Source organism: Arthrobacter sp. SAFR-179, from assembly GCF_059414945.1.
Genome location: NZ_JBPFDM010000002.1, coordinates 47,801 through 73,358, shown reverse-complemented (window position 1 = coordinate 73,358; position 25,558 = coordinate 47,801). Strand labels below are relative to the sequence as shown.

The window sequence follows — 25,558 nt, the reverse complement described above, 5'->3', positions numbered from 1 at the left end:
GGTTTAAAAGGCGGGATCCCGGCCGCGCAGGCGGCCGGGATCTTCCGGATTGAATGAGCGGGGCGGGCGCCTACTCGGCGTCGCTGTGGCTCTTGCGCGCGTCTTCCTCGAGCCGGGGATCGATCTTGGCAGCCTCAGCCTTGGAGCTGAGCAGGCTGGCGACCACGGCGATGATGATGGTGCCCACGATCACGGCCAGGGAGACAAAGGTGGGGATCTCCGGAGCCCATTCGATGTGCTGTCCGCCGTTGATGAAGGGCAATTCGTTGACGTGCATTGCGTGCAGGACAAGCTTGACGCCGATGAACGCAAGGATGAAGGACAGTGCGTGCTTCAGGTAAATCAGCCGGTTCATCAGGCCGCCGAGCAGGAAGTACAGCTGCCGCAGGCCCATCAGGGCGAACAGGTTGGCCGTGAAGACAATGAAGGGGCTCTGGGTCAGGCCGAAGATGGCGGGAATGGAGTCCACCGCGAACAGCAGGTCCGTAAGGCCGATGGTGATGAAGACGATCACCATGGGAGTGAAGACCTTCTTGCCGTTGACCGTGGTGCGCAGTTTGCCGCCGTCGAACTTTTCGGACATGGGGATGACCTTGCGGATCCTGGCGATCAGCGGGTTCTCCCGGTCCTCTTCCTCTTCGCCTTCGTCCTGGGCCTGCTTCCAGGCCGTCCACAGCAGGAACGCACCGAAGATGTAGAACACCCAGCTGAACTGCTCGATGACGATGGCGCCGAGCATGATGAAGATGCCGCGCAGGATCAGGGCGATGATGATTCCCACCATCAGCACTTCCTGCTGGTATTTCCGGGGGACCGAGAACCTGGCCATGATGATGATGAACACGAACAGGTTGTCGATGCTGAGGCTGTATTCCGTGACCCAGCCGGCCACGAACTGGCTGCCGAACTCCGGACCCGTGAAAGCAAACATGGCGCCGGCGAAGGCCAGGGCCAAGGTGACGTAGAAGGCCACCCACAGACCGGCTTCCTTCATGGACGGTTCGTGCGGGCGCCGGACCACCAGGAGGAGATCGATCAGGAGAATCAGGCCGAGGACGACAAACGAGCCAACCTCGAACCAAACGGGCAAATCAAGCACAGGGCAGCCTTTCGCAGGGTACACAAGAATGGTGTAAGTCTCTCCGGCCAGCCTGTGCACTTGGTGCTGATGTGGCGGCCCGCTACGCCCGGCGGGGCAACTGTGCCCTGCGTGTTGACGATCGTAGCGCTTGGGATACTCCCCTACGTGGCTTTAACTGTACCCCAGCCGGGTGGCGGCGCGCGCCCGGAGGTCCGGCAGGTATCGCGGCGCAACAGCTTGGATAACGTTTTCCCCCAACCCGTTGACGACCCGCAATTCCGGTTGGAATAATTTCGCTGGAGCCAGAAAACGCTTTCTCACTCTGTCAGATGTCCGTCCCAAAAATCAAGGTTGGTCAATGAAGACTCCTCATCGCACTGGCATGGTGGTCAAAGCCCTAGCCACCGCCGCTGCCCTGGCCATGCTGGCCAGCGGCTGCTCGTCCTCCCCGTCGGCCTCGGGCGACAGCGGAGGAAATGTCACCGTCCGCTTCACCTGGTGGGGGAACGACCTGCGGAACAAACAGACGCAACAGGTGATCGATGCATTCCAGGCATCCCACCCCAACATCAAGATCCAGGCTGAGCCCGGAGTATGGAGCAGCTACTGGGACAAACTGGCCACCACCACCGCGGCCAACGATTCGCCCGACGTCATCCAGATGGACCAGGCCTACATCGCCGAGTACGGCGGCCGCGGCGCACTGCTGGATCTGTCCAAGCAGGGGAACATCGACACATCCAAAATTGACCAGGACGCCCTCAAATCCGGTCAGGTCAGCGGCAAACAGTACGGCCTGAGCACCGGCCAGAACGCCAAGGCCGTGATGATCAACACCAAGATGTTCCAGGACTACGGAGTTCCCATCCCGGACGACAAGACCTGGACCTGGGACGACTACACGAGGACCGCCGCCCAGATCGCCGCGGCCGCGGGGAAGGCCGGCCAGACAAATTACGGCAGTTCCTACTCCTTGACCGACTCCGACCTGAATACCTGGGCCATGCAGCACGGCGAGTCACTGTACTCGGAGGACGGAGGCCTGGGCTTCAAGGAAGACACCGCCACGTCCTTCTTCCAGAACGTGCTGAACCTGCGCAACCAAAATGCGGCCCCTCCGGCCAACATTGCCACCGAGGATATCAGCGCCCCCGTGGAACAGACCCTGTTCGCCACCGGCAAGACGGCCATGTCCTGGTGGTGGACCAACCAGGTGAACGCGCTCCAGTCAGCGTTGAAGACGGACGTAAAGATCCTCCGCGCGCCCAGCTCCACCGGCAGCGCCAAGGAGAACGGCATGTCCTACAAGCCGTCCATGTTCTGGTCAGTTTCCTCGCGCAGCAAGCACCCGAAGGAAGCCGCCGAAGTGGTCAATTACATGCTCAATAACCTGGACGCGGCCAAGACCATCCTGACCGAGCGCGGTTTCCCCACCAACTCTGAGGTCCAGACCGCGATCGACCCGCTGCTTACACCCGCGGACAAGGCGGCCGCGGCGTTCCTGAAGGACATCAAGCCGGATCTGAAGAGTGGTCCGCCGGTGCCTCCCACCGGTTCCTCTGGGGTGCAGGCGCTGATCCAGCGGTACAGCACCGATGTGCTGTTTGACCGGAAATCCCCCGCTGATGCGGCCAAAGGCCTGATGCAGGAAGCAAAGGGAATGATCGACTCGGCCAGGAAGTAAAGGCCGCAGCATCGTTGGGAAAAGCATGACGGCGGGCACCCGGGTGGGTGCCCGCCGTCATGCTACGCCGAGCCTGCGTGGAGATGCGGGGCCTGGGTGGAAGCGCACCGTCCCTAGGCGTGGCCGGCGGCCTGCATCTGGCGCAGTTCTTTCTTCAGTTCGCTGACTTCGTCGCGGATCCGGGCTGCCACTTCGAACTGCAGTTCGGCGGCGGCGCCATGCATCTGTTCCGTCAGCTGCTCGATCAGGCCCACCAGGTCCTCGGCCGGTGCAGCGGCGAGGCCATCGGCACGTACCTGTGCGCCGCCCTTCGCACCGGACTTGGCGCGTTTGGCACCCTTGGCCAGGCGGTTGTTCTTCAGCAGTTCCTGGGTGTCGGCGTCTTCCTTGGCCAGCTGGTCCGTGATGTCCGCGATCTTCTTCCGCAGCGGCTGCGGGTCCACGCCGTGTTCCTTGTTGTATGCCACCTGGATGGCGCGCCGCCGGTTGGTCTCGTCGATGGCGTTGGCCATGGAGTCGGTGATGCGGTCCGCGTACATGTGCACCTGGCCGGATACGTTGCGGGCGGCACGTCCGATGGTCTGGATGAGGGACGTGGACGAGCGCAGGAAGCCTTCCTTGTCCGCGTCCAGGATGCTGACCAGGGACACTTCGGGAAGATCGAGGCCCTCGCGGAGAAGGTTGATGCCTACCAGGACGTCGAAGGAACCCATGCGCAGTTCGCGCAGGAGCTCCACCCGCCGCAGGGTGTCCACGTCGGAGTGCAGGTATTCAACCTTGACGCCGTGGCCCAGCAGGTAGTCCGTGAGGTCCTCGGCCATGCGTTTGGTCAGCGTGGTCACCAGGACCCGTTCGTCCTTCTCCACCCGGGTCTTGATTTCACCGAGCAAATCGTCGATCTGGCCCTTGGTGGGCTTCACCACCACCTCCGGGTCAACCAGGCCGGTGGGGCGGATGATCTGCTGGACGAACCCGTCCGCCTTGCCCAACTCGTACTTGCCGGGCGTGGCGGAAAGGTAGACGGTCTGTCCCACCCGTTCCAGGAACTCGTCCCACTTCAGGGGCCGGTTGTCCATGGCGGACGGCAGGCGGAAGCCAAAGTCCACCAGGTTCCGTTTGCGGGACATGTCGCCTTCGTACATGGCGCCGATCTGGGGAATGGTCACGTGGGACTCATCCACCACCAGCAGGAAGTCGTCCGGGAAGTAGTCCAGGAGGCAATGGGGCGCGGTGCCAGGCCCGCGGCCATCGATGTGGGATGAATAATTCTCGATGCCGTTGCAGAAACCCATCTGCTGCATCATCTCGAGGTCATAGGTGGTGCGCATGCGCAGCCGCTGGGCCTCCACCAGCTTGTTCTGGCTTTCCAGCACCTTCAACCGGTCGGCCAGTTCATCCTCGATCCGCTTGATGGCCCGTGCCATCCGTTCCGGCCCGGCGACGTAGTGCGAGGCCGGGAACACGTACATCTCTTCTTCGTCCCGGATGACTTCGCCGGTCAGTGGATGGAGGGTCTGGATGTTCTCGATTTCGTCCCCGAAGAATTCAATCCGGATGGCCAGTTCCTCATACATGGGAATGATTTCCACGGTGTCTCCGCGTACCCGGAAGGTGCCGCGGTGGAAGTCCATGTCGTTGCGGGCGTACTGCATGGCGACGAACTTGCGGAGGAGGTGGTCCCGGTTCATCTCGGCGCCTTTTCGCAGGGTCACCATGCCCGCGATGTATTCCTCGGGGGTTCCCAGGCCGTAGATGCAGGAAACGGTGGCCACGACGATCACGTCGCGGCGCGTCAGCAGCGCGTTCGTGGCAGAGTGGCGGAGTCTTTCGACTTCCTCGTTGATGGAGGAGTCCTTCTCGATGAAGGTGTCCGTCTGGGCCACATACGCTTCGGGCTGGTAGTAGTCGTAGTAGGAGACGAAGTATTCCACCGCGTTGTTGGGCAGGAGCTCGCGGAACTCGTTGGCCAGCTGGGCGGCGAGGGTCTTGTTCTGGACCATCACCAGGGTGGGGCGCTGCACCTGTTCGATGAGCCAGGCGGTGGTGGCACTCTTGCCGGTACCCGTGGCACCGAGCAGGACAACGTCCTTCTCACCGTTGTTGATGCGCTCCGTCAGCTCGGCGATGGCGGCCGGCTGGTCGCCCGCGGGCTTGAATTCGCTGATGACTTCGAAGGGCGCTACAACACGGTTGATCTCCTGCGCAAGGCTCATGGATCTAATCTACAGCCGGGCACCGACAGTGAACGGTCCCGTCCGTTACAGGCGAACAGAGGCCGTGCGGGTTCCTGCCTTAGGACGTGTACGACGGCGGCACCCACCCGGTTGCCTCCGCCCAGGCGGACATCCGCGGCCACGCCACGTCCGTGAACCAGGGTTCCTTGGCTTCGGCGTATCCGTTCGTGGTGCCCGAACCGGCAAAGCGTGCTGCCAGCCCGGCCTTGTGTGCCGCGTAAAGCTTGAGCGCCGAGGGATCGCTCCGCAGCCAGTCCCGGAACATCAGGGCGTAACGCCAACCGGCCGAGCCGGCCGCCCGGACATGCACATTCGCGGCACGGCACGGGTCCGCGTTGGCGTGGAACCGCTTCAGCCATTCGGACTGATCTGCAGCGCCGGGTTTTGGGGTGTCGGATTCGATCCCCCGCACCGCCGGGAAACCGGCAGCAGCCAGGAGCGGCGCGATCCTGGCCGCTGCCTCCAGGTCCGGCACCGCAACCTGCAGGTCAATGACATCCTTGGCGGCCAGGCCGGGAACGGAGGTGGAGCCGATGTGGTCCACGGCCAGGATGAGTCCGGGTGCCGACGCCGCCAGCCTGGCCGCGATCCTCGTGGCCTGCTGCGCCCATTCCGGCCGGTACGGTTCCAGCACCGGTCCCCCATTCCGCGGGGCACGGCTGGCCGCCGCCAGGTTGCGGGCAAAAGGCACCAGCCGCCCGTCCCAAAGCCTGTCCACCTGGTCAAGCAGCTGCTGCACTGTCCCTGAGTTGTCCAGGACCGCGTCGGCAGCGGCCAGCCGTGCCTCACGCGTGGCCTGTGCGGCCATCCGTGAACGCGCCGCTTCCGCGGTCATGCCGCGCAGCTCCTGCATGCGCTGCAGCCGCACGTCCTCCGGGGCATCCACCACCAGCACCAGGTGGAAGGCACTCCCCTGCCCCGTCTCCACCAGCAGGGGGATGTCCTGGACCACGATCGCGTCGTCCGGCGCCGCTGCCGTGATGGCCGCGGCGCGGGCGCGGACCAGGGGGTGGACGATGGCGTTCAGCGCAGCCAGCCGCTCCTGGCTGCGGAACACCGCCGCGCCTAGCCGTGCCCGGTCGAGCCGCCCGTCGCCGTCGAGCATCTCGGCGCCAAACTCCTCCACAATCCGGCGCAATCCCTCGGTTCCGGGCTCCACCACTTCCCGCGCCAGGGCATCAGCGTCCACCAGCACGGCGCCCCGTTCCTGCAACCGCGCGGCCACTACGGATTTCCCTGATGCGATCCCGCCCGTCAGTCCAATTTTCAGCACGCCGCCAGCCTACTAGCCCACGCGGTCGGCTTCGGCGACGGTGGGACAGGCGGTTTGGTGGGGCCTAGACTGGGGCGGATGCAAGAGCAAGACAGCCGGGCCACCTCGTACGCCACGCTCGCGGCCGGCCAGGACTTCCGGCACGAACTCGAAATCAAACGCTCCCGGTTCATCACCGTCCTGCGCAGGGCCGGGACCGAGGAGGAGGCCCGTGACCTGGTGGCGGTCCTCCGCCGCGGGTTCCACGACGCCCGGCACCACTGCTCGGCGTTCGTCATCGGGCCGGACCGCAGCATCCAGCGCTCCAGCGACGACGGCGAACCCGCCGGAACCGCCGGCATCCCCATGCTCGAGGCACTGCTGAAGCGTGAGACGGCGCCTGGGGTGAGCGACCTCAGTGACGTCAGTGCCGTCGTCGTGCGCTATTTCGGCGGCGTCCTGCTCGGCGCCGGCGGCCTGGTCCGGGCCTATTCCGAGTCGGTCTCCGCAGCCCTGGAGCTGGCACCCCTGGTGCGCCGCAGCAGGCTCCGGATCTGTTCCGCCGCCGTACCGCACGCGGCTGCGGGCCGGCTGGAGAACGATCTGCGTGCCGCCGGCACCGTCATGGCGGAATCCAGTTACCAGGACCGGCACACGGTGCTGCGCATTGCCGTGCCGGACCATGCTGCCGCGATTGCCGCCGCAAGCGACCGCATCCTGCAGCTCACGGCGGGGTCCGCTACGCTCACTCCCAATGGAACGGAATGGGTGGATGAACGCCTCACCTGATGTGACCCTGGTGGACGTTGACGAAACTGTAGCGGACCAGCTGCTCCAGCTGGCCAAACGCGATGCCTCCCCGGATGAGGTGGCGCCCCCGCTGGGCGGCCCCGGCTGGAACCTGGAGCGCACCGCCTGGTTCTACAGCTACCACCACGCTGCCGCCGGCGGGCTGGACGGACCCGCTGCGGAAAAGTCCTGGGCCGTCTTCAGCGGCGGGCGGGTTGCCGGCTCGGTGCGGCTCAAGCGCGTCACCAGTGCGGGCACCCCGTCCGCCGAGACTGGTATCTGGCTTGGCCGGAGCTTCCGGGCGCGCGGGATCGGAGGTGCTGCCCTGCATCTGGTGCTGGAAGAGGCCCGGAGGGCCGGCCTGTCGCGGGTAACCGCCCGCACTTTGGCGGGCAACGCCGGCGCCCAGCGCCTTCTCGCCTCAGCCGGCGCCCAGCTTATCTTCGACGACGACGGGACTGTTCGCGCCGTCGTCGAACTTTAAGGACAGACCTGCAGCACGAAGCCGGCGCACCACATTAAACGACACAGACCCCCTGCCATTGGCAGGGGGTCTGTTGCGTTGGCCCGGAATCCGGACCGGCGGCAATTAGTTGCCGGTCAGCTTCTCGCGCAGGGCAGCAAGTGCCTCGTCCGAAGCCAGGGTGCCGGCACCGGTGTCGGTGGCAGCAGGCTCGGAGGAGTAGCTGGTGGTGCCGGAATCGCTGTCGCCGGACGTTGCAGCTGCAGCGTCGTCGGCAGCGTGCTGGGCAACCTGCTTCTTGTGGGCTTCCCAGCGGGCCTGGGCGTCAGCGTACTGCTGCTCCCAGGCTGCGCGCTGGTTCTCGTAGCCTTCAAGCCACTCGTTGGACTCGGGATCGAAGCCCTCGGGGTACTTGTAGTTGCCCTCTTCGTCGTACTCTGCGGCCATGCCGTACAGAGCCGGATCGAATTCGGTGCTGTCGGCGTCGACGCCCTCGTTGGCCTGCTTGAGGGACAGCGAAATGCGGCGGCGCTCCAGGTCGATGTCGATGACCTTGACGAACAGCTCGTCGCCAACGGAGACAACCTGCTCGGCCAGCTCCACGTGGCGGACAGCCAGCTCGGAGATGTGGACCAGGCCTTCGATGCCGTCCTCGACGCGGACGAACGCACCGAACGGAACCAGCTTGGTGACCTTACCCGGAACAACCTGGCCCAGGGCGTGGGTGCGGGCGAAGGTCTGCCACGGATCTTCCTGCGTAGCCTTGAGCGACAGGGAGACGCGCTCGCGGTCCAGGTCCACCTCGAGAACCTCGACGGTGACTTCCTGGCCAACTTCGACAACCTCGGACGGGTGGTCGATGTGCTTCCAGGACAGCTCGGAAACGTGAACCAGGCCGTCTACGCCGCCCAGGTCCACGAATGCACCGAAGTTGACGATGGAGGAAACAACGCCGGGACGGACCTGGCCCTTTTCCAGCTTGTTGAGGAAGGTGGAGCGGACCTCGGACTGGGTCTGCTCGAGCCATGCACGGCGGGACAGGACCACGTTGTTGCGGTTCTTGTCCAGCTCGATGATCTTGGCTTCGATCTGCTGGCCGATGTACGGAGCCAGGTCGCGCACACGGCGCATCTCGACGAGGGATGCGGGCAGGAAGCCGCGCAGGCCGATGTCGAGGATAAGACCACCCTTGACAACCTCGATGACGGTACCGGTGACGACACCGTCTTCTTCCTTGACCTTCTCGATGTCGCCCCAGGCGCGCTCGTACTGCGCGCGCTTCTTGGAGAGGATCAGACGGCCTTCTTTGTCTTCCTTGGTGAGCACCAGGGCTTCGACCTGATCGCCAACGGAGACAACGTCTCCGGGGTCAACGTCGTGCTTGATGGAAAGCTCGCGGGAGGGGATGACACCTTCGGTCTTGTAACCGATGTCGAGCAGGACTTCGTCGCGGTCGACCTTGACGACGGTACCTTCGACGAGGTCTCCGTCGTTGAAGTACTTGATGGTGGCGTCGACAGCTGCGAGGAAGTCCTCAGCGGTACCGATGTCGTTAATCGCGACTACGGGGGTACCGGGCTTCTCGGTGGAGGTGATGGTCATGTAGTAGGGGCTCCGTTGTGGATAGTTAGTCGGTCAGGCAAACCGGCGCGCCCGCGTTATGGAACGCAGGCGCGATTCGCGGTGAATCCGACGGATCCTCCGGGTCATCCTGATTTTGTGGATTGCTTTCAATGCAGCCCTTAAGGGGCCGCAAGTGCGTGCACGTGGTACACGCCCGTTTATTCTAGTCGCTGCCCGCAATTCGGGTCAAAGCGGGCGTGCAGGACACGGGAGGAGATCAGAAGTGGGTCAGGCAGTGTGTTGCCCGTTCCACCGCGAACATCTGCTGCGCCTTGAATGCTGCGCCGGGAGTTGCCTCGCAGACCTTGCCTGCCGCCTTGAGCGTTACGGGGCTGATTCCGCCGAGGTAGATCGAGGACAGGGCCGAGACATCCAGAGCCAGGTCAGCCTTCTCTCCCACGGGGACAGGTTCGACGGCGGCCTGGCCGCCTTTGACCTCCAGGGCGAAAGTTCCTGCAGTGAGGCCCAGCGGGTCCTCAACGTTGAGGACCAGCCGGCCGTCAACCGGGTAGTGCCGCGCCGAGAGGGCCTGCGGGACGTCCAGGATCCGGAGCCAGAGCATGTCGCGGCTGTCGGAGGCGTCGATGCAGCGTGGATCCACCAGCGCCCACGCCAGCGGATCATCCACCGGCGCTTCATTCCACGAAATGCGTTCAACGAGGTCGATGGCAGCCAAATACTGCCAGAGCTCCAGGTAGGCGTGATCCGTGGCAGCCAGGAGGTCCACCACTTCCACCGTGGCGGGCGTGGTGTCCCAGCCGGCGAACTTGTAGGAGACGTACCCGTCCACCCTGCCGTCCGGCCCGTAGTGGAGCGCTGCCTTGATGGCAGGGTCTTCCTTCCCGTCACGGCCCAGCGACCCCGATGCCAACTGCCGGTACCACTCCTGGCGACCCAAGGATCCGGGAGTGTGGCGGTGTACCCGGGCGAAAACTGTGGGGGCAACGTCGAGCAGGACTTTGGGATCAGCCACCTCTACGGTCCCCGTGGCCTGGTGGCGCAGGTTGAACCGGGCCGTCGTGTCCACCTTGACAGTGCGTTCCATGCTGGCGACGCCATAGCCGAACCGTCCGTAGATGCTTCCCTCGGATGCAGTGAGCGCGGCCACTGCAATGCCGTCATCCTTGGCTGCCTGCAGGTCCCCGGTCATCATGCGGCGCAGCAGGCCTCGCCGGCGGTGGGAGGTCCGAACGGTAACGGCGGTGACCATTTGGGCTTCAAGCATCCGGCCAAACCCGATGTTAAGGGTCTTTCGGAACGTTCCGAAGGTGGCCACAGGAACCTCGGCCGGGAGCGAGTGCTGCGCTGGCGTTCCCGTCTGGTAGGCGCCCGTGAAGATCCTGCCATCTGCCTCGTAGGTGGCCATTGAACGCGCAACATGCTCGGGAGTGCGGGTCGAGTCGTGGAAGCCGAAGGCAACTGCTCGCGCCCATGCCTCCGCCTCTGCGTACCCGTCCCTGCCTTTGGACACAGCGGGAAAGCGCCGGATTTCATAGTTTCCGCTCAGATCACCCATTTACCCGAGCCTAGTCAATGCATCCGGCCGCTGACCAGCCTAAACGTATCCTCTTCGGAGAGTGCTCCGCCGAGCCTAGTGCCCGGCGTCGTACCAGCTGGGTCCGACGCCGATCTGGACTTCCAGGGGCACGCTCAGGTCGGCAGCTGCGGCCATCTGTTCGGTAACGAGCTTCTCCACCGCGGCCCGCTCCCCGGCGGCAACTTCCAGGACCAGTTCGTCGTGAACCTGGAGCAGCATCCGGGATTTCAGGCCCTGCGCCTGCAGTTCGGCGTGGACACCCAGCATGGCGCGCTTGATGATGTCCGCCGCGGAGCCCTGGATGGGGCTGTTGAGGGCAATGCGCTCTGCGTTCTCGCGCAGCTGGCGGTCCGTGCTGGTGAGGTCCGGAAGGTAGCGGCGGCGTCCCTCGATGGTGGCGGTATAGCCGTCCACCCTGGCCTGGTCCACCACGCCCCGGAGGTAGTCGCGGACGGCGCCGAAGCGGTCGAAGTAGTCCTTCATGAGGGTCCGGGCCTCGTCGACGGAGATCTCCAGCTGCTTGGACAGGCCGAAGGAGGTCAAACCGTAGGCAAGGCCGTAGGACATGGCCTTCACCTTTGAGCGCATGGCGCTGGTGACCTGGTCCGTGGGGACGTGGAAAATGTTGGAGCCGACGAAGCGGTGCAGGTCCTCGCCGTCCTTGTACGCCTGGATCAGGCCGGCGTCCCCGGAAAGGTGCGCCATGATGCGCATCTCGATCTGGGAGTAGTCGGCAGACAACAGGCATTCGTAGCCATCGCTGACCACGAAGATGCCGCGAACGCGCCGGCCCTCCTCGCTGCGGATGGGGATGTTCTGCAGGTTGGGGTTGTTGGAGGAGATCCGTCCCGTGGCTGCCACGTTCTGTGCATAGGTGGTGTGGATCCGGCCGTCTTCCGCCACGGACTTCTTCAGCGACTCGATCATCTGCCGCAGCTTGGCGGCCTCCCGGTGGGCCATGAGCTGGACCAGGAACTCGTGCCCGGTCTTTTCCAGGAGGTTCTTCAGGGACGCAGCGTCCGTGGTGTAGCCGGACTTGATCTTCTTGGTCTTGGGCAGCTGGAGTTCCTCGAACAGGACGGTCTGCAGCTGCTTGGGCGAGCCCAGGTTGACTTCGTGGCCGATGGCCGCGAACGCCTGTTCCTGCGCCTGGTCGATGACCCGGGCAAGGTCGGCAAGCTGCTCGTCCATTTTGTCCATGTCGATCGCGATGCCGGCGAGCTCCATGTCCGCAAGGACGCGGCTGACCGGCAGCTCGAGGGTGGACAGCAGTTCCTCCGCCCGGCGCTCCTTGAGCTCGTCCGCGAAGTAGCGGCTCAGGGCCAGCACCACCGCGCCTGCCTGGACCAGGGAGTCGGCGGCAGCGTTGTCGTCGCCGTCGAACGAAAGTTCCAGCTGCCCGGCTTTCGCCGTGGCGGCCGGGATTCCCACATTGAGATGGTGCTGGGCAAGTTCTGCCAGTTCATAGGTGCGGCGGTCCGGCTGGATGAGGTAGCCGGAGATGGAGGTGTCATCCACTACGCCTTCCAGCTCAAGGCCGCGGGCCGTAAGTGCCTTGAGCGCAGCCTTGAAGCCGTGCATTACTTTGGGTGCCTCGGGGTCGCGCAGCCAGGCGGCCAGCGCATTCTCGGTCTCCGCGTCCTGGCCGGCGAGGTCGACGTAGACAGCGGCATCACCGCGCACAATGGCCAGAGCGGCCGCGTCCTCACCGATCCGGCCGGGCACGAGGTCCACGGCGAGGGCGGTCCGCTGACCCGCACCGGCTGCCAGGAAAGCGACAAGTTCCGCGGCAGTGGCCGGCGTGGTGTAGTCCGGGGTTTCGATGCTTTCGCGTTCGGCAGCGGGAGCGTCAGTGTCGCCGTAGAGGGCAAACAACCGGCCGCGGATGGCCTTGAATTCCAGCTGGTCGAAGAGATCTTCAATCGCGGCCTGGTCGGGGCGCGGCTGGTAGAGGTCCTCCAGCGTGACGGGCAGGTCCAGATCCGTGTGGAGTTGGTTCAGGCGGCGGTTGCGCTTCACGGCGTCGACATTCTCCCGCAGGGCGTCGCCCACCTTGCCGCCGATGGAGTCAAGGTGTTCCAGGACGCCTTCCAGGCCGCCGTACTGGTTGATCCATTTGGCCGCGGTCTTGGGCCCGACGCCCGGCACGCCGGGAAGGTTGTCCGCGGTCTCCCCCACTAGGGCCGCAAGGTCGGAGTAGCGGGACGGGCTGACGAAGTACTTCGCTTCAATGGCGGCAGCATCCATCCGGGGAATGTCGCTGACACCCTTCCGGGGGTAGAGCACGAAGACGTTGTCGGTGATGAGCTGGAAGGCGTCCCGGTCGCCGGAGACCAGCAGGACCTCGAATCCGGCCTTCTCACCCATGGCGGCAAGGGTGGCCAGGATGTCATCGGCCTCGTAGCCGGGCATCTTGATGGTCTTGATGCCCCAGGCCTCCATGACCTGGGCGATGAGGTCGATCTGGCCGCTCATCTCGCGGGGCGTTTCGTTCCGGCCGCCCTTGTACTCGCTGTACTCGGTCTTCCGGTGGGTGGACTCGTCCGAGACATCGAATGCAACAGCGACGTGGGTGGGCTGCTGCTCCTTGATGAGGTTGATCAACATGGAGGTGAAGCCATGGATGGCGTTGGTGTGCTGGCCGTTGGAGGTGGAGAACTTGTCCGCGGGCAGGGCGAAGAAGGCACGGAACGCCATGGAGTGGCCGTCAAGGACCAGCAGGCGCGGCTGCCCTGTGATGGGAATGACGGGTGCTTCCGTGGCTGAAACAGACCCACCGGCAGCGGGGGCGGCGGCCTTTGCAGCGGGCCGGGGCGTGGAGGACGAAAGCTGCGCGGCAGCCGCCTCTTCGATGGCCGAAGACGGGAAAGGGGCCGGTTTGGTTGTTTCACTCACAGGTGCCAGCCTAGTTGCCATGACAGACAATTTCACGCCGGGTGCTTTCGCTGAGGAGCTTGCAGCCGCCGGAATTCCCGACCACATGCACGGCTGGCTGGGGAGGTTTGGCGTCGGGGCCCTGGTGGTCAAGATGGGCATCCATTTCCTGGAGATGAGTCCGGAACGTACCGTTGCCACCATGCCCGTGGAGGGGAACACGCAGGTGGCAGGAATCCTGCATGGCGGGGCGCATGTGGTGCTGGCGGAGACGTTGGGCTCGTTCGCTGCAGGAATGCATGCGGGGCCAGGCAGGCACGCCGTCGGCATTGAGGTCAACGCGACCCACCACCGGTCCATCGCGAAGGGCCTGGTCACGGGTACCTGCACGGCGATCCACCTGGGCCGCACGCTCGCCACCCATGAGATCGTCATGACCGACGGCCAGGGACGGCGCCTGTCAACGGCCCGGATCACCAACATGCTCAGGGACAACGCCGGCTGACGCGGCGGCCGTCAGGGCTGCGGACTTGTCCTTCCGGGCATCAGGTAGCGCAGCTCGACGATCCCCCTGCCCAGGGTGCTGGAGGCAGCCAGCTCAAGCGGTGGCGTCGGGCCCTTCATCGGCAACAGCCGCTTCCCGCCGCCCAGCACCACCGGTATGACGGAGAGGATGATCTCATCCAGAAGCCCGGCGTCCGCGAACTGGGCGGCCAGGTTGCCGCCGCCCACCACCCAGATATTCCTGTCGCCTGCAGCACTGCGGAAGTCCGTGACGAATTCCTGGATGTCACCGCGGACGAACGTGATGTCCGCCCCGTCCGGGGCACGGTATTCGTGATGCGTGAAGACGTAGCTGGGCGTACCGGTGTAGGGCCACTTGCCGGGCTCATGTTCCATCAGCCAGGCGTAGGTTTCCCCGCCCATGACGATGCAGCCCACACCGGCCATAAACCCGTTGTAACTCTCGGCACCGCCCTCGAAGCCGTCAAACTGCCGAAGCCAGCCGAGGTCGTCCGTGGAGGTAGCGATGAAGCCATCTATGGACGCGGCCACAAAGTATTGGATGCGCGGCATGGCCCCAGCCTAGACAAGCGCACCGGCCCAGCCAAGGGGCCAATCCCTGTCCAGGGCCCCGCACCTGCCCGGGCTGCGGCCCGGAGTTGCTACTTCGAGAAGTACGGAATGATCAGGTACAGCCCCACCAGGACAGCCAGGCCGCACAGGCCGAAGCAGATGTAGGCGAAGGAGCGCTTCAGGCCCGGTGAGGTCTGTTCCGCGTCAGCGGCGATGGCGGTCAGCCGGACGCCGAGCGAGTAGAGGGTGACCACTGTTGCGGAAGCTATCAGGGTGGCGCCGGCAACGGCCAGGAGTTCCAACCACTTCATCGCCGATTCTCCTTGGGGTTGTTGGCTTTGGCGTCGGCCTTGGCTTTTGCCTTGGCTTCGGCCCGGGCGCGGGCCATGGCTTTCTTCTTGGCGAACCGGACGGCCTGGCCGGCTTCCTCGACCTCGACGGCATTCTGGTGGCTCACGGAGGACTTGCGTGAGTAGAAGAACATGAAGAGCACTGCGCCGGTGCCGGCGACGGCGGCGATGAGGACGCCCACGACGCCGGTCTTCACCAGCAGGGCGGTCAGGGCACCCACGATGCCGGCGGCCGGCAGGGTGAAGAGCCATCCGAGCGCGATTTTGCCCACCATGTTCCAGCGGACGGTGGTTCCGCGGCGTCCCATTCCGGAGCCGATGACGGAACCGGAAGCCACCTGGGTGGTGGAAAGGGCGAAGCCCAGGTGGGATGAGGCGAGAATGGCTGAGGCTGTGCTGGACTCGGCTGCGAAACCCTGGGCGGGCTTGACCTCGGTCAGGCCCGAACCCATGGTGCGGATGATCCGCCAGCCGCCGGCGTAGGTGCCGATGGCGATGGCCAGGGCGCAGGCGGTGATGACCCAGAGCTGCGGACCGGATCCGGGCGTCTGGGTTCCGGCGGCGATCAGGACCAGCGTGATGATGCCCATGGTCTTCTGGGCGTCATTGGTGCCGTGCGCCAGTGCCACAAGGCTGGACGTGAAGATCTGTCCGGTGCGGAAACCACCGCGCTTCTGGGTGAGCTTGCTGCCCGTCTCGGGGTCATGGCGTGAGGTGAGGGCGTAGGCAAGGCGTGTGCACACGTATGCGGCAAGGCCTGCAATAACCGGGGCGAAGATGGCCGGCAGAATGACCTTCTGCAGCAGCGTCTCAAGATTGACGGAGCTGAACCCGGCACCGACGATTGCGGCGCCGATCAAACCGCCGAACAGCGCGTGGGAAGAGCTGGACGGCAACCCTTTCAGCCACGTGATCATGTTCCACAGCACGGCTCCCATGAGACCGGCGAAGATGATCTCGGGAGTGATCTGGACACCGCCGGATCCCTCGCGGATGATGCCGCCCGATACCGTCTTGGCCACCTCGGTGGAAAGGAAGGCGCCCACCAGGTTCAGGACGGCTGCCAGGGCCACCGCGGTTTTCGGTTTGATGGCGCCGGTCGCGATGGGCGTTGCCATGGCGTTCGCGGTGTCGTGGAAGCCGTTCGTGAAGTCGAAAAATAGTGCCAGTGCGATGACCAGCGCCACCATGAAGGTGATATCCACCTGTTGCCCAATCTGCAGAGTCGACGTTCAGCAGTTTCTCTTACCCGGCTGCCTTGCACAGCATAGTTCACCAGCTGTTTGCTTGGAATGACTTGCGGCGATGGCACAACCGGCGGGAAACCTTATCGATCGTACGCGTCCCGGGCATGAGGTCAAAACACGGACCGGGACAGGAAAGAGCGGAGCAGGTCCAGTTCTGCGGGCGTGATTCCCTGGCGCGGATGCGGTGACACCGTGAGGATGCGCCTGCCCAGGAAACGCGCCCATGATTGTGCTTCAGCCTCGAAGCCCAGCTGGTCGTCCACCCATGCGACGGCGTCGGGCCCGGTATTTTCGACGTCCTCCTGGATGGCCCGGAGCTTCCACCAGCCGGTCCCGCCGGCCGCCCCGTCCGCGGCAAGGTATGGCCAGCTGCTGCCTTTAATTCCGACGGCGGGGCAAAGGTATTGGGGCGCCAGCTCCTCCCAGCTGGTAAGCCAGACACAACGCAGCCCGGGCGTCAGGGCAAGGTAGTTGAGCCCGGCCACGAGTTCGGCGGCGAAAGTCACGGGCAGCAGTCCAGCGTCGGCGTGCTGCCAGGCGGACCCCCAGCCGGTGGTTCCGCCCGGGCCGAATGGACAGACCACGCCGTCGACATCCAGATAAAGCGTCCGCCCCACGCTGCACCTAAAAGGCTTCAGCCCTGGTGGAACTGCGGCGGCCTGGAGCCGGCACCCAGTTGCGGGGCTATTTTTTCCTCAAGGGCCGCAACGGTGGCGTCCGGCAGGACGATGAGCCCGTCCAGTTCACGGCGTGCCCGCTTGTAGGCTGCCTGCCGTTCGGCCGGGGTAGCCGCGTGGTTCTCCGCAATCATCAGGAGTTTCCGCGCAGTGGCCAGCCGTTCGCGTTCGGGTCCGCTGAACTTGCTGTCCCTGATTCGCCTGGCTTCACGCTCGGCCACATCCAGGGCCACCGCGAAGTTATTGACCGCCTGCCGGTATGCGTCCAGGCCGGACAACGATGTCAGGTGTTCGGCGGAAGGGGGGCGTTGGCCGTCAGCTTCCCGTTTGGCGCGCAGGAAGGCCACCGTTAGCGGTTCCCGCACGTCCGTCATCATGGGAAAATCGATGAGCTTGCCCACGTCGAGCTCATATTCAAGCCATCGCCGGTTGCTGGCGTCGTGGGTGTCCATCAGTGACTGCACCTCGGCCACGGATGCCCTTTCGGCTTCAAGTGCCTGGTTCCGGAGGTTGTCCAGTTCAGCCCTGCGCCGGTACCTGCGCTCGGCGCCGCGCCGCCAGCCGCCCGCCCAGCGGCCGGCCAGCGCCATCAGTGGGAACACCATCCACCATTTGTCGGACAGGAACTCCATGAGGGGCCTCACGCATCAATCCTCCCAGCCCGGAGGCCCGGCCTCAAGGCATAGCGCAGATCCAGGCGGGCGGCCGGGAGGCACCGACCTGCCGCGCCGCAGGCCCTCGCCGCTTACGGTGCCGGCGCGGGCTGGGCCGCGTTGACGTTGACCAGCCACGCTACGCCGTACCGGTCGGTGCACATGCCAAAGACGTCACCCCACGGTGACTGTTCCATCGGGACAGTCACCGCTCCCCCATCAGCGATCAACTTTTCGTAGTAGCCGCGCAGCTCCACCTCGTCGTCACCGCTGACGGAGATGGAAATTGCGGAACCCGGGTGGTACTCCATGCTGTCGGGGGTGTCAGCGCCCATGATCACCAGGCCCTGGGTGGTGGTCAGCATGCCGTGCATGATCTTTTCCGCTTCCGCCGGATCCTCGCTGGCCTGGAAGTCGCCAAAAGTACTGAGTGTCAGCTCGCCGCCGAACACCGACTGGTAGAAGTTCATTGCCTCACGGGCATTGTCCCTGAAACTGATGTAGGGGTTGAGGATCGTTGGCATGGGGAGCTCTCCTTCACAGGGGCCGGAACTGCGCCGGCCGGAACGTGGGCAGACAACATCCTGCCCCATCCCGCGGCAACCCGGTAGGGGAAGTCTCCCCTGTTCACCCCGTATTTCAGGACGCCTGCCGTGGGCATATGGTGCGGCGGGGCGCGCGGGAACGTAGGCTCGGGGACATGGCCAGATTCTTTGACGTTCATCCCCAGGACCCCCAGCCGCGCGCCATCTCGCAGGCGGTGAACATCATCCGGGACGGCGGCCTGATCGCCTACCCCACGGATTCCTGCTACGCGTTAGGAGCGCAGATGGGCAACCGGGAGGCCCTGGACCGGATCAGGAGCATCCGGCACCTGGACGACAAGCACCACTTCACCCTGGTCTGCCGGGATTTCGCGCAGCTGGGCCAGTTCGTGAACATCGGCAATGATGTCTTCCGCAGCATCAAGGCCGTTACTCCGGGCAGCTATACCTTCATCCTGCCTGCCACCAGGGAGGTTCCCAAGCGCCTTCTCCACCCGAAGAAAAAGACTGTCGGAGTGCGGATTCCTGACAACCGCGTTGTCCAGGCGCTCCTGGCCGAACTGGGCGAGCCGCTGCTGTCCAGCACGCTGCTGCTGCCGGATGAGGAAGAGCCGCTGACTGTTGGCTGGGAGATCAAGGAGCGGCTGGACCACCAGGTGGACGCCGTGATCGACGCCGGAGACTGCGGCGCCGAGCCCACCACCGTGGTCGACTTCTCCAGCGGGGTGGCCGAGGTTGTCCGGCGCGGCATGGGCGATCCGTCCCGCTTCGAATAGCCCGCCCGCCTGCCCTGTCCGGGTCCGGGCCCCGGCTGGCCGTCACGGGGCACTTTGCGGCCGGCCGCCGTCGGGAATCACGACGACGGCCGGCGTGTCCGCGCCAAAGTGCCCCTTGTTGGGGCGCAATGGTGAGTCCTGCTTGGCTCAGTCCTGATAGGTTCAGTCCTGTTTGCGGGCCCGGCTGGGCTGGACCCGGGGCGGCTCGCCCGGCATCTTCGGATAGTCCGGTGGGAAAGGCATTTCCCCCAGGCCGGCTTTGCAGTCGCGGTCCCACCACTCCAGCAGGGTGTCGATGGTGCCCGGATGGGCGCTGAAATCCGCCCAAGGGTCCCCCCCGGTCTTCAAGCGTTCGGGAACCGTCAGGATGGTGAAGTTCTTTGGATCGGCGTTCTCCAGCTCCTCCCACGTGATGGGGCAGGACACGGGAGCGTGAGGCAGCGCGCGGGGGCTGTAGGCGCCGGCGATGGTGCGGTCGCGGTTGGCCTGGTTGAAGTCCAGGAACACCCGCCGGCCGCGTTCTTCCTTCCACCAGGCCGTGGTCACCTTGTCCGGGATGCGGCGCTCCACTTCCCTTGCCGCCGCGATCACTGCATGCCGGACGTCGAGGAACTCGCGCGTTGCTTCGATGGGTGCATAGACATGGAGTCCGCGGTTTCCGGAGGTCTTGATGAAGCAGGCCAGACCTGCCTCGGCCAGGACGTCCTTAAGCACCAGCGCAGCGGGGACGGCGTCGTCGAAGTCGGTTCCCGGCTGCGGGTCAAGATCGATGCGCAACTGGTCCGGGTTGTCCGTGTTTTCCGCCCGGGACGGCCAGGGGTGGAACACCACGGTGTTCATCTGCGCGGCCCAGACGGCTGCAGCAGGCTCGTCGAACACCAATTGCGGGTGTGACCGTGCGCTGGGGTAGACGACCTTAACGGAGCGGATGAAATCCGGCGTGCCCTTGGGCGGATTCTTGGAGAAGAACTGCTCACCCTCGATGGTGCCGGAGAACCTCTGCAGCGACACGGGCCGGTCCCCGTTGGCGGCGATGAACGCCTCCCCCACGTCGCAGATGTAGTTGACCAGGTCCAGCTTGGTAAGGCCCAGGTCCGGCCAGAGGACGCGGCTGGGACTGGAAATGCGCATGTCACGCGGCCCGTTGGGACCCTGCACTGTGATGGTGGTCTGTTCGCTCGCCATGGGGACAACGTACACCCAGCCACGGGCAGGAACCGGAACATCATGCCTGACTCCCGCGGACCAGGCAGGACTCCGGCATGATGGTTCCATGCCCGCAGCCGATCAGCAGTTCACCGTCACCGTTGGTGACACCACCTTTTCCGCCGCGTATGCCCGCCCCGCAGATCCCACCGCCACTGTGGTGGTGGCACACGGTGCGGGTGCAGGGATGGATCATCCGTTCCTCCGCGGATTCACTGATGCCCTGAACGGCCTGGGACTGGCCACGCTCCGCTTCAACTTTCCGTACCGTGAGGCAGGGCGGAAATTCCCTGACCGCCCTCCGGCCGCCATCGCCGCCTGGCGGGCTGCCATGGATACGGCCCGCGCCCGGGCCGATGCCAACGGTGACAGCGGCCCGGTCTGGGCGGCGGGCAAGTCGTTCGGCGGCAGGATGGCGTCCATGGCTGTCGCCGACGGCATGGAGGCCTCCGGCCTGGTGTATCTGGGCTACCCCCTGCATGCCCCCGGAAAGCCGGAAAAGCTGCGTGATGAGCACCTGTACGGAATCACTACACCGATGCTGTTCCTGCAGGGAACCCGCGACACCTTTGCGACGCCCGGCATCCTGGCGGACGTCGTGGCCCGGATCGGGCCCAACGCCGTGCTGCAGTGGGTGGAGGGCGGTGACCACTCGTTCGCGGTGGCGGGGAAGAAGCGGGACGCCGATGAGGTGGGTGCGTCCCTGGCAGCCCCCGTGGCAGTGTTCATCGCAGCGCAGGCATCGAGTCGCTAGGCAGCGTCCTCGTGCCACCAGCCTTCCCAGGCAGCCGAGGTGAGCCGGCCTTCCGGAAATGAGCCTGCGTCGCTGTTGCGGAAAGCAGCGGCGTCGCTGCGGTGCCCGTCCAGCAGGAGGTTGAGGCTGTTCAAGAGAAACATGGCGTACGTCCTTCCGTAGGTGGATGCGGACTGCGTCGTCCGCGTGGGAATGAGCCTAGGCCAGCGATGTTTCAGCACGTCGACAGGACGTTTCGGCCGTGTATCGGACTTTTCACTCCCGGGTCCAGCCACTGGGAAGAACGCCTATTTGCGCTGCTTGGTGCGTGCCGTGGCGGGGGCCGACAAAGGGTCCTCCGGCCACGGATGCCTGGGGTAGCGGCCCCGCATTTCCGCACGCACCTGCGTGTACGGGCCGGACCAGAACGAGGTCAGGTCATCCGTCACGGCGAGGGGCCGGCGCGCCGGGGACAGCAGGTGGAACAGGACCGGAACACGGCCGCCCACCAGTTTTGGGGACTCAGCCAGCCCGAAGCACTCCTGCAGTTTCACCGCAACCACGGGCGCTGCGGCGTCGTCCCCTGGTTCCGGATAGTCGATCCTGACCCGGGAACCGCTGGGGACCTTAAGGTTCTCCGGCGCAAGCTCGTCCAGCCGCCCAGCCTCGGGCCAGGGCAGCAGCCGGTGCAAAGGGTGCGCCAGGTCAACCGAGGTGACCGGTTTCCCGGCGGCAAGGTCCCCCAGCTCGGGTCCCAGCCACTCTTCCAGCCGGTCCAGCAGCGCCACGTCCGACACATCAGGCCAAGGCGCTCCGAGCTCCCGGTGCAGGAAGGCGAGGCGGCGCCGGAAGGACGCCGCCGCCGTCGACCATGACAGGACTGCAAGTCCGCCGGACTGCAGCGCAGCCGCCACCGCCCTCCTGCCCTGTTCAGCGCTGGGCCGCACTGGTGTGGTGGAAAGCACGATCGATCCCAGCCGCCTGGTCTTGCGCGCGCTGAGCCGGCCTCCAGTGAATTCCGCGTCCACGGTGTCAGCCAGCAGATGCGATGCCGCCGTTTCGGCAATGCCAAGGGAAATGGGGGCGGCGGCACGGATGACGGCGCCGGTGCCGGCCGCGTCCCTGCCTTCCGCGCGGGTTACGTCGGCCACGGCGATCCACTCATGGCCGGACAGGGTGCTGCCCACCGGGAGGCCTGCCCTGGTCCCGGAGGACAGCAGGTACTGTTCCGCGCCGTCGCTGCCGGGGGCACGGCGGGCCACGCGGTCAGGAAAGGCGAGGGCGACGACGGCCCCAACAGCATCGCCTCCAGTGGCGGGAAAGGCGGGAACTGCCGCCGCGCCGTCCTGTTGCCGCCGTGCCAGTGCGGCCAGCCGTCTCGACTCCTCCGCCCATCGCTTTCCCGCCGCGCCTGTGTCGGCACGGAGCTGGGCCAGCAGGCGGGGCAGGTCCGCTCCGGGCGCCCGGTGGTCCCCGGACAGTGCGGCCACCACGTCGGCAGCAAACTGGTGGCCGGTGGAGGTGCCGCCGTCGAGCAAAGCTCTTGCAAGCCGCGGATCGGCGGGGATGCGGGCGAGGGCCCGGCCAGCTGCCGTCACCACGCCTTCATCGGTGACGGCGCCCAGCTCCCGGAGCACCTCTACGGCGTCGTCCATGGCCTGCCGGGGCGGCGGGTCCGGTAAAGCGATCCCGTTGCCACCGGGTGCGCCCCAGCAGGCGAGGACCAGGGCGGCGCCGGTCAGGTCCGCCACGTTGATTTCCGGCGTTACGTGGGCGGGAGCCGCACCGTAGGCCTGCTGGGAGTAGCAGCGCACCACGGTTCCCGGACCCTGCCGCGCGGCGCGCCCTGCGCGCTGGTCTGCGGAGGCCCGTGAGCAGGAGACGGTAACCAGGCCGCTCATGCCCCGGCCGGCGTCCCGCCGCGGTTCCCGGGCCAGGCCGGAATCAATGACCAGCCGGACGCCGGGCACTGTGAGGGAAGACTCGGCAAGATCCGTGGAGACGATGATCCGCGGGAGATCCCCGGGACCGCGCCCCGACACTGCCCTGTCCTGCTCCGCCGGGCCCACCTGGCCGTGAAGTTCCAGCACGTCCACCTGGCTGCCCACCCGACTGCGCAGCGAGGCTGCAACCTGGGAAACCTCCCTGGCACCCGGCAGGAACACGAGTGCGTCCACGGACCTGTCGGCAGCAACAGCATGGACATGGGCGTCAGCGGCGCTCGCAGCGACGTGGTCCAGGAAGGCGCGCGCCACACCCCTCGCATCCAGCCGCGGGACGGGCGCCGGGAGCCACTGCACTTCCAGTGGATGGTTCACGGAAGGGCAGTCCACGACGGGTGCCGCGCCGCCGCCGTCGGCATCCCCCAGCAGGGCGGCGAACCGTGGTGCGTCCAGGGTTGCGGACATGGCGACGACGGCGAGGTCGCCCCGCAGCGCACGGACCTCCGCGATCATGCCGAGCAGAAGGTCCGTTTCCAGGCCCCGTTCGTGCACCTCGTCCAGGACGACGGCGGCAGTACCCTCCAATCCGGGGTCTGCCACCAGGCGGCGCAACAGGATCCCCGGGGTGACAAATTCGATCAGGGTGTCCGGGCCGGCCTGGCGTTCCCCGCGAACCGTGTACCCCACGCGCCCTGGCGGCCGGCTGCCATCGAGCGTTGAGAGGCGCCGGGCGGCGGCACGGGCGGCCACCCGCCGCGGCTGGGTGACCACCACCCGGCCCTGCCGGCCGTAAAGATTAGCCAGCAACGGCGGCACGAGCGTGGTTTTACCCGTCCCCGGCGGCGCCTGCACCACGGCCGCGCCCGGCGAACCAGCGCTTTCCAGCGCATTCCGCAGTGCGGAAAGGGATCCTTCGAAGGCAAGTCCGGCTCCGATGGCGCCAAGATCGAAGGCGCCGGCACCGGGGCGGACGTCAGCAGAAACCATCCGTCCATTCTGCCCTGACCGGGACGTTGTCCGTTGCTGTGGTCAGGGCTTGCCCGGACCCTTGCCCTTGCCTTTGGCTTCCTTCGCAGCCTCCGCCCGCTCCTGGCCCGGAGCTTCCGGGGCGGACTCCCCGGGCGCGGGGGCGGCCGGCGCCGGCGCGACGGCGGGGACGGCCGGTTCCACGGGAGCAACCTGGTCCTGCCCGGTGCCGGCGAGGGCAGGGACGGGCGTGACGGCGTCGGGCGCTGTGACAGGGGGCGCCGCCGCGGAGGCTGCCGCGACCTGTGTAGCCAGATCAGTCCGGACGGCCGACAGTGCGTTCTCGATGCTGCGGTACCGCGACGCGGAGAGCCGGCCATTGGCTGCCGCATCCCCCAGGTCCTTCTCGAGGGCATGCAGGGCGGCCAGCGCCCCGTCCATCCTGTTCTCGGCCGCGGCCTGGCTGATGCTCAGCACCCGGATCTGGAAACCCCGCAGGACGTTTTCGTCAGCATCGCCCGAACGGATGCCGGCTGCACCCCCAACCAGCGCAGCCGCAACAAGGGCGCAGCACAGGACGATCAGCGCGCGGGCTCCCGGACGGCCCTGCGGCACGGACTGCGCCGCGCCGGCCGCCACGGGCTGCACTTGTTCCATTGGTGGCTGCACCTTAAGCGGCATGCCGGCCCCGCAGCGGGGCGGTGCGGGCAGTCCGGACAGGGAGAACAGTCACAGGAGCGTACTCAGCTTCCGGGGGTGCCACGGGAGCGGTCCGCGCAGGCGAGGCGGGCCGGGCCAGGAGAAGCCGAAGGCCGGTTCGCAGGGCGGTGGCGATCAGCAGGCCGATGCCCACACCCAGGAGTACGTGGCCGGCGAGATGGTGCTGTGCCGCTCCCACGCCCCGGTTCACCGCCACCGCAGCGCCCCCAATGGTCAGCATCAGTGACAGGGCCGTACCGAATATTGCGCCCATAGCTCCTGCTCCAATCCCATTTTAATCAGCAAGCTTACTAGTAATGCTCAGCAAGCTTACTACTTGATGGGCCCAAGGCAAGCGTTCGACGAATTCCGGGCTGCTGACGGACCGCGACATCGTGGTGAAGTGCCTGGCCGAAGGCGGCGACCCGCGCAGTGCCAAGGCCGGCAACCTGGCCGAAGGCAAGCCGGTCACCATTGGAACCGACGACTCGATTGAGGAAGCGATCCGCGATGACCGGCTTCTCCTGTTCCGGCTCAGCCCGCCGCTTCGAGCAGGCGTTCCGCCGGGCGGAGGCCGGCGTACCGGCCTTTGAAGAACACCAGCGGCTCGGCGTCGTTCCGGGCATCGAGGTGGCGTACCGCTGCCACCACGATGGTGTGGTCGCCGCCGTCGTACTCTTCATGGAGCCCGCAGTCGATCCAGGCGAGCGCGTCATCCAGCACGGGATTCCCCAGCGGTGAGCGGGCATGGCTGACGCCCGCGAACTTATCCGTACCAGAACGGGCAAACTGCCCCGCCAGGTGCTGGTGTTCCGCCGGGAGGATGTTCACGGTAAACGAGCCTGCCCTTCGCAGCGCGGGCCAGGTGGTTGATGTGCGGGCCGGGCTGAACGTGACCAGCGCCGGCTCCAGCGACAGGGACGCGAAGGACTGGCAGGTGAAGCCGGCGGGCCCGTCCGCAGTGGTCGCCGTAATGACCGTCAGGCCGCTGGCAAATGTTCCAAAAATATCCCGAAGCCGGCGCGGAGAAAGATCTGAAGTGACTGACATGGAAAGTGGCCTCTCATCTGGATCGTTACCTCACCAAACCATCAGCGATTCAACTCCTTCAAGCCGCCTGAAATGCGCCGACCCGGGACGCAACGAATT

The 25,558-nt window shown here is 65.9% G+C and carries 24 protein-coding genes; 6 read left to right on the top strand and 18 right to left on the bottom strand.

Translation table 11 applies throughout. The features are described 5' to 3' along the window. Positions 1 to 70: 70 nt before the first annotated feature. Positions 71 to 1,099, bottom strand: coding sequence for a TerC family protein (locus tag ACR65K_RS04725; protein ID WP_440151539.1), 1,029 nt, complete (start codon positions 1,097 to 1,099; stop codon positions 71 to 73). A gap of 340 nt (positions 1,100 to 1,439) precedes the next feature. Between ACR65K_RS04725 and ACR65K_RS04720 the strand changes: the two genes are divergently transcribed. Further along, complete coding sequence (locus ACR65K_RS04720; protein ID WP_440151538.1) at positions 1,440 to 2,765, top strand: ABC transporter substrate-binding protein; 1,326 nt, start codon at positions 1,440 to 1,442, stop codon at positions 2,763 to 2,765. A 113-nt stretch (positions 2,766 to 2,878) separates the two neighbouring features. Here the strand turns inward: ACR65K_RS04720 and uvrB are convergent, their stop codons facing one another. Continuing rightward, positions 2,879 to 4,978 (bottom strand): excinuclease ABC subunit UvrB, encoded by a 2,100-nt coding sequence (uvrB, locus tag ACR65K_RS04715; protein ID WP_142121678.1) that lies wholly within the window; start codon positions 4,976 to 4,978, stop codon positions 2,879 to 2,881. 79 nt (positions 4,979 to 5,057) lie between these two features. After that, positions 5,058 to 6,272: a dephospho-CoA kinase gene (gene coaE, locus ACR65K_RS04710; protein ID WP_440151537.1), complete on the bottom strand. Its 1,215-nt coding sequence runs from the start codon at positions 6,270 to 6,272 to the stop codon at positions 5,058 to 5,060. A 78-nt stretch (positions 6,273 to 6,350) separates the two neighbouring features. On the opposite strand from coaE, the gene ACR65K_RS04705 reads away from it, so the two are divergent. Further along, a complete protein-coding gene (locus ACR65K_RS04705; RefSeq protein ID WP_440151535.1) occupies positions 6,351 to 7,040 on the top strand; it encodes an IMPACT family protein in 690 nt (229 codons plus the stop codon). Continuing rightward, positions 7,024 to 7,524 (top strand): GNAT family N-acetyltransferase, encoded by a 501-nt coding sequence (locus ACR65K_RS04700; protein ID WP_440151533.1) that lies wholly within the window; start codon positions 7,024 to 7,026, stop codon positions 7,522 to 7,524. Before ACR65K_RS04705 ends, ACR65K_RS04700 begins: the two co-directional genes overlap by 17 nt. Positions 7,525 to 7,629: 105 nt before the next feature. On the opposite strand, the gene rpsA is transcribed toward ACR65K_RS04700, so the two are convergent. From rpsA to polA, 3 genes are all read right to left on the bottom strand, one after another. After that, the gene (gene rpsA, locus ACR65K_RS04695) at positions 7,630 to 9,105 is read right to left on the bottom strand and encodes a 30S ribosomal protein S1 (protein WP_440151532.1); all 1,476 of its coding nucleotides are present in this window, start codon (positions 9,103 to 9,105) and stop codon (positions 7,630 to 7,632) included. A 238-nt stretch (positions 9,106 to 9,343) separates the two neighbouring features. After that, positions 9,344 to 10,642 carry a GNAT family N-acetyltransferase gene (locus ACR65K_RS04690; RefSeq protein ID WP_440151530.1) on the bottom strand — a complete coding sequence of 433 codons (1,299 nt, stop codon included), beginning with the start codon at positions 10,640 to 10,642 and terminating at the stop codon, positions 9,344 to 9,346. Between the two features lie 75 nt (positions 10,643 to 10,717). Then, complete coding sequence (polA, locus tag ACR65K_RS04685) at positions 10,718 to 13,360, bottom strand: DNA polymerase I (RefSeq protein WP_440151915.1); 2,643 nt, start codon at positions 13,358 to 13,360, stop codon at positions 10,718 to 10,720. 217 nt (positions 13,361 to 13,577) lie between these two features. Here polA and ACR65K_RS04680 point away from each other — a divergent pair, with 217 nt between their 5' ends. Then, on the top strand, positions 13,578 to 14,042 hold the full coding sequence (locus ACR65K_RS04680) for a hotdog fold thioesterase (protein ID WP_142031171.1): 465 nt from the start codon (positions 13,578 to 13,580) through the stop codon (positions 14,040 to 14,042). 11 nt (positions 14,043 to 14,053) lie between these two features. On the opposite strand, the gene ACR65K_RS04675 is transcribed toward ACR65K_RS04680, so the two are convergent. The 6 genes from ACR65K_RS04675 to ACR65K_RS04650 all read right to left on the bottom strand — a co-directional run bounded on the left by ACR65K_RS04675 (position 14,054) and on the right by ACR65K_RS04650 (position 18,065). Beyond that, positions 14,054 to 14,614: a dihydrofolate reductase family protein gene (locus ACR65K_RS04675; protein ID WP_440151529.1), complete on the bottom strand. Its 561-nt coding sequence runs from the start codon at positions 14,612 to 14,614 to the stop codon at positions 14,054 to 14,056. An 89-nt stretch (positions 14,615 to 14,703) separates the two neighbouring features. Beyond that, positions 14,704 to 14,925 (bottom strand): hypothetical protein, encoded by a 222-nt coding sequence (locus ACR65K_RS04670; protein WP_440151527.1) that lies wholly within the window; start codon positions 14,923 to 14,925, stop codon positions 14,704 to 14,706. Continuing rightward, complete coding sequence (locus ACR65K_RS04665) at positions 14,922 to 16,169, bottom strand: inorganic phosphate transporter (protein WP_440151526.1); 1,248 nt, start codon at positions 16,167 to 16,169, stop codon at positions 14,922 to 14,924. The genes ACR65K_RS04670 and ACR65K_RS04665 overlap by 4 nt, the downstream gene beginning before the upstream one ends. 152 nt (positions 16,170 to 16,321) lie before the next feature. After that, positions 16,322 to 16,828, bottom strand: coding sequence for an HAD domain-containing protein (locus ACR65K_RS04660; RefSeq protein ID WP_440151524.1), 507 nt, complete (start codon positions 16,826 to 16,828; stop codon positions 16,322 to 16,324). Between the two features lie 17 nt (positions 16,829 to 16,845). Continuing rightward, positions 16,846 to 17,532 carry a hypothetical protein gene (locus tag ACR65K_RS04655; RefSeq protein WP_440151523.1) on the bottom strand — a complete coding sequence of 229 codons (687 nt, stop codon included), beginning with the start codon at positions 17,530 to 17,532 and terminating at the stop codon, positions 16,846 to 16,848. Between the two features lie 101 nt (positions 17,533 to 17,633). After that, the gene (locus tag ACR65K_RS04650; protein ID WP_440151522.1) at positions 17,634 to 18,065 is read right to left on the bottom strand and encodes a VOC family protein; all 432 of its coding nucleotides are present in this window, start codon (positions 18,063 to 18,065) and stop codon (positions 17,634 to 17,636) included. A 176-nt stretch (positions 18,066 to 18,241) separates the two neighbouring features. Between ACR65K_RS04650 and ACR65K_RS04645 the strand changes: the two genes are divergently transcribed. After that, complete coding sequence (locus ACR65K_RS04645; protein ID WP_056333608.1) at positions 18,242 to 18,862, top strand: L-threonylcarbamoyladenylate synthase; 621 nt, start codon at positions 18,242 to 18,244, stop codon at positions 18,860 to 18,862. A gap of 162 nt (positions 18,863 to 19,024) precedes the next feature. On the opposite strand, the gene ligD is transcribed toward ACR65K_RS04645, so the two are convergent. Then, the gene (ligD, locus tag ACR65K_RS04640; protein ID WP_440151520.1) at positions 19,025 to 20,047 is read right to left on the bottom strand and encodes a non-homologous end-joining DNA ligase; all 1,023 of its coding nucleotides are present in this window, start codon (positions 20,045 to 20,047) and stop codon (positions 19,025 to 19,027) included. 88 nt (positions 20,048 to 20,135) lie between these two features. On the opposite strand from ligD, the gene ACR65K_RS04635 reads away from it, so the two are divergent. Further along, positions 20,136 to 20,822 (top strand): alpha/beta hydrolase family protein, encoded by a 687-nt coding sequence (locus ACR65K_RS04635; RefSeq protein WP_440151518.1) that lies wholly within the window; start codon positions 20,136 to 20,138, stop codon positions 20,820 to 20,822. Here ACR65K_RS04635 and ACR65K_RS04630 read toward each other — a convergent pair. The 5 genes from ACR65K_RS04630 to ACR65K_RS04610 form a co-directional block, all read right to left on the bottom strand. Continuing rightward, a complete protein-coding gene (locus ACR65K_RS04630; RefSeq protein WP_440151516.1) occupies positions 20,819 to 20,965 on the bottom strand; it encodes a hypothetical protein in 147 nt (48 codons plus the stop codon). The genes ACR65K_RS04635 and ACR65K_RS04630 overlap by 4 nt on opposite strands. A gap of 144 nt (positions 20,966 to 21,109) precedes the next feature. After that, positions 21,110 to 23,731, bottom strand: a complete 2,622-nt coding sequence (hrpB, locus tag ACR65K_RS04625; RefSeq protein ID WP_440151515.1) for an ATP-dependent helicase HrpB — start codon at positions 23,729 to 23,731, stop codon at positions 21,110 to 21,112. 42 nt (positions 23,732 to 23,773) lie between these two features. Next, positions 23,774 to 24,367 carry a hypothetical protein gene (locus ACR65K_RS04620; RefSeq protein WP_440151513.1) on the bottom strand — a complete coding sequence of 198 codons (594 nt, stop codon included), beginning with the start codon at positions 24,365 to 24,367 and terminating at the stop codon, positions 23,774 to 23,776. A 13-nt stretch (positions 24,368 to 24,380) separates the two neighbouring features. Continuing rightward, positions 24,381 to 24,683: a hypothetical protein gene (locus ACR65K_RS04615; protein ID WP_440151512.1), complete on the bottom strand. Its 303-nt coding sequence runs from the start codon at positions 24,681 to 24,683 to the stop codon at positions 24,381 to 24,383. A gap of 260 nt (positions 24,684 to 24,943) precedes the next feature. Continuing rightward, the gene (locus ACR65K_RS04610) at positions 24,944 to 25,459 is read right to left on the bottom strand and encodes a flavin reductase family protein (RefSeq protein ID WP_440151511.1); all 516 of its coding nucleotides are present in this window, start codon (positions 25,457 to 25,459) and stop codon (positions 24,944 to 24,946) included. Positions 25,460 to 25,558 lie beyond the last annotated feature (99 nt).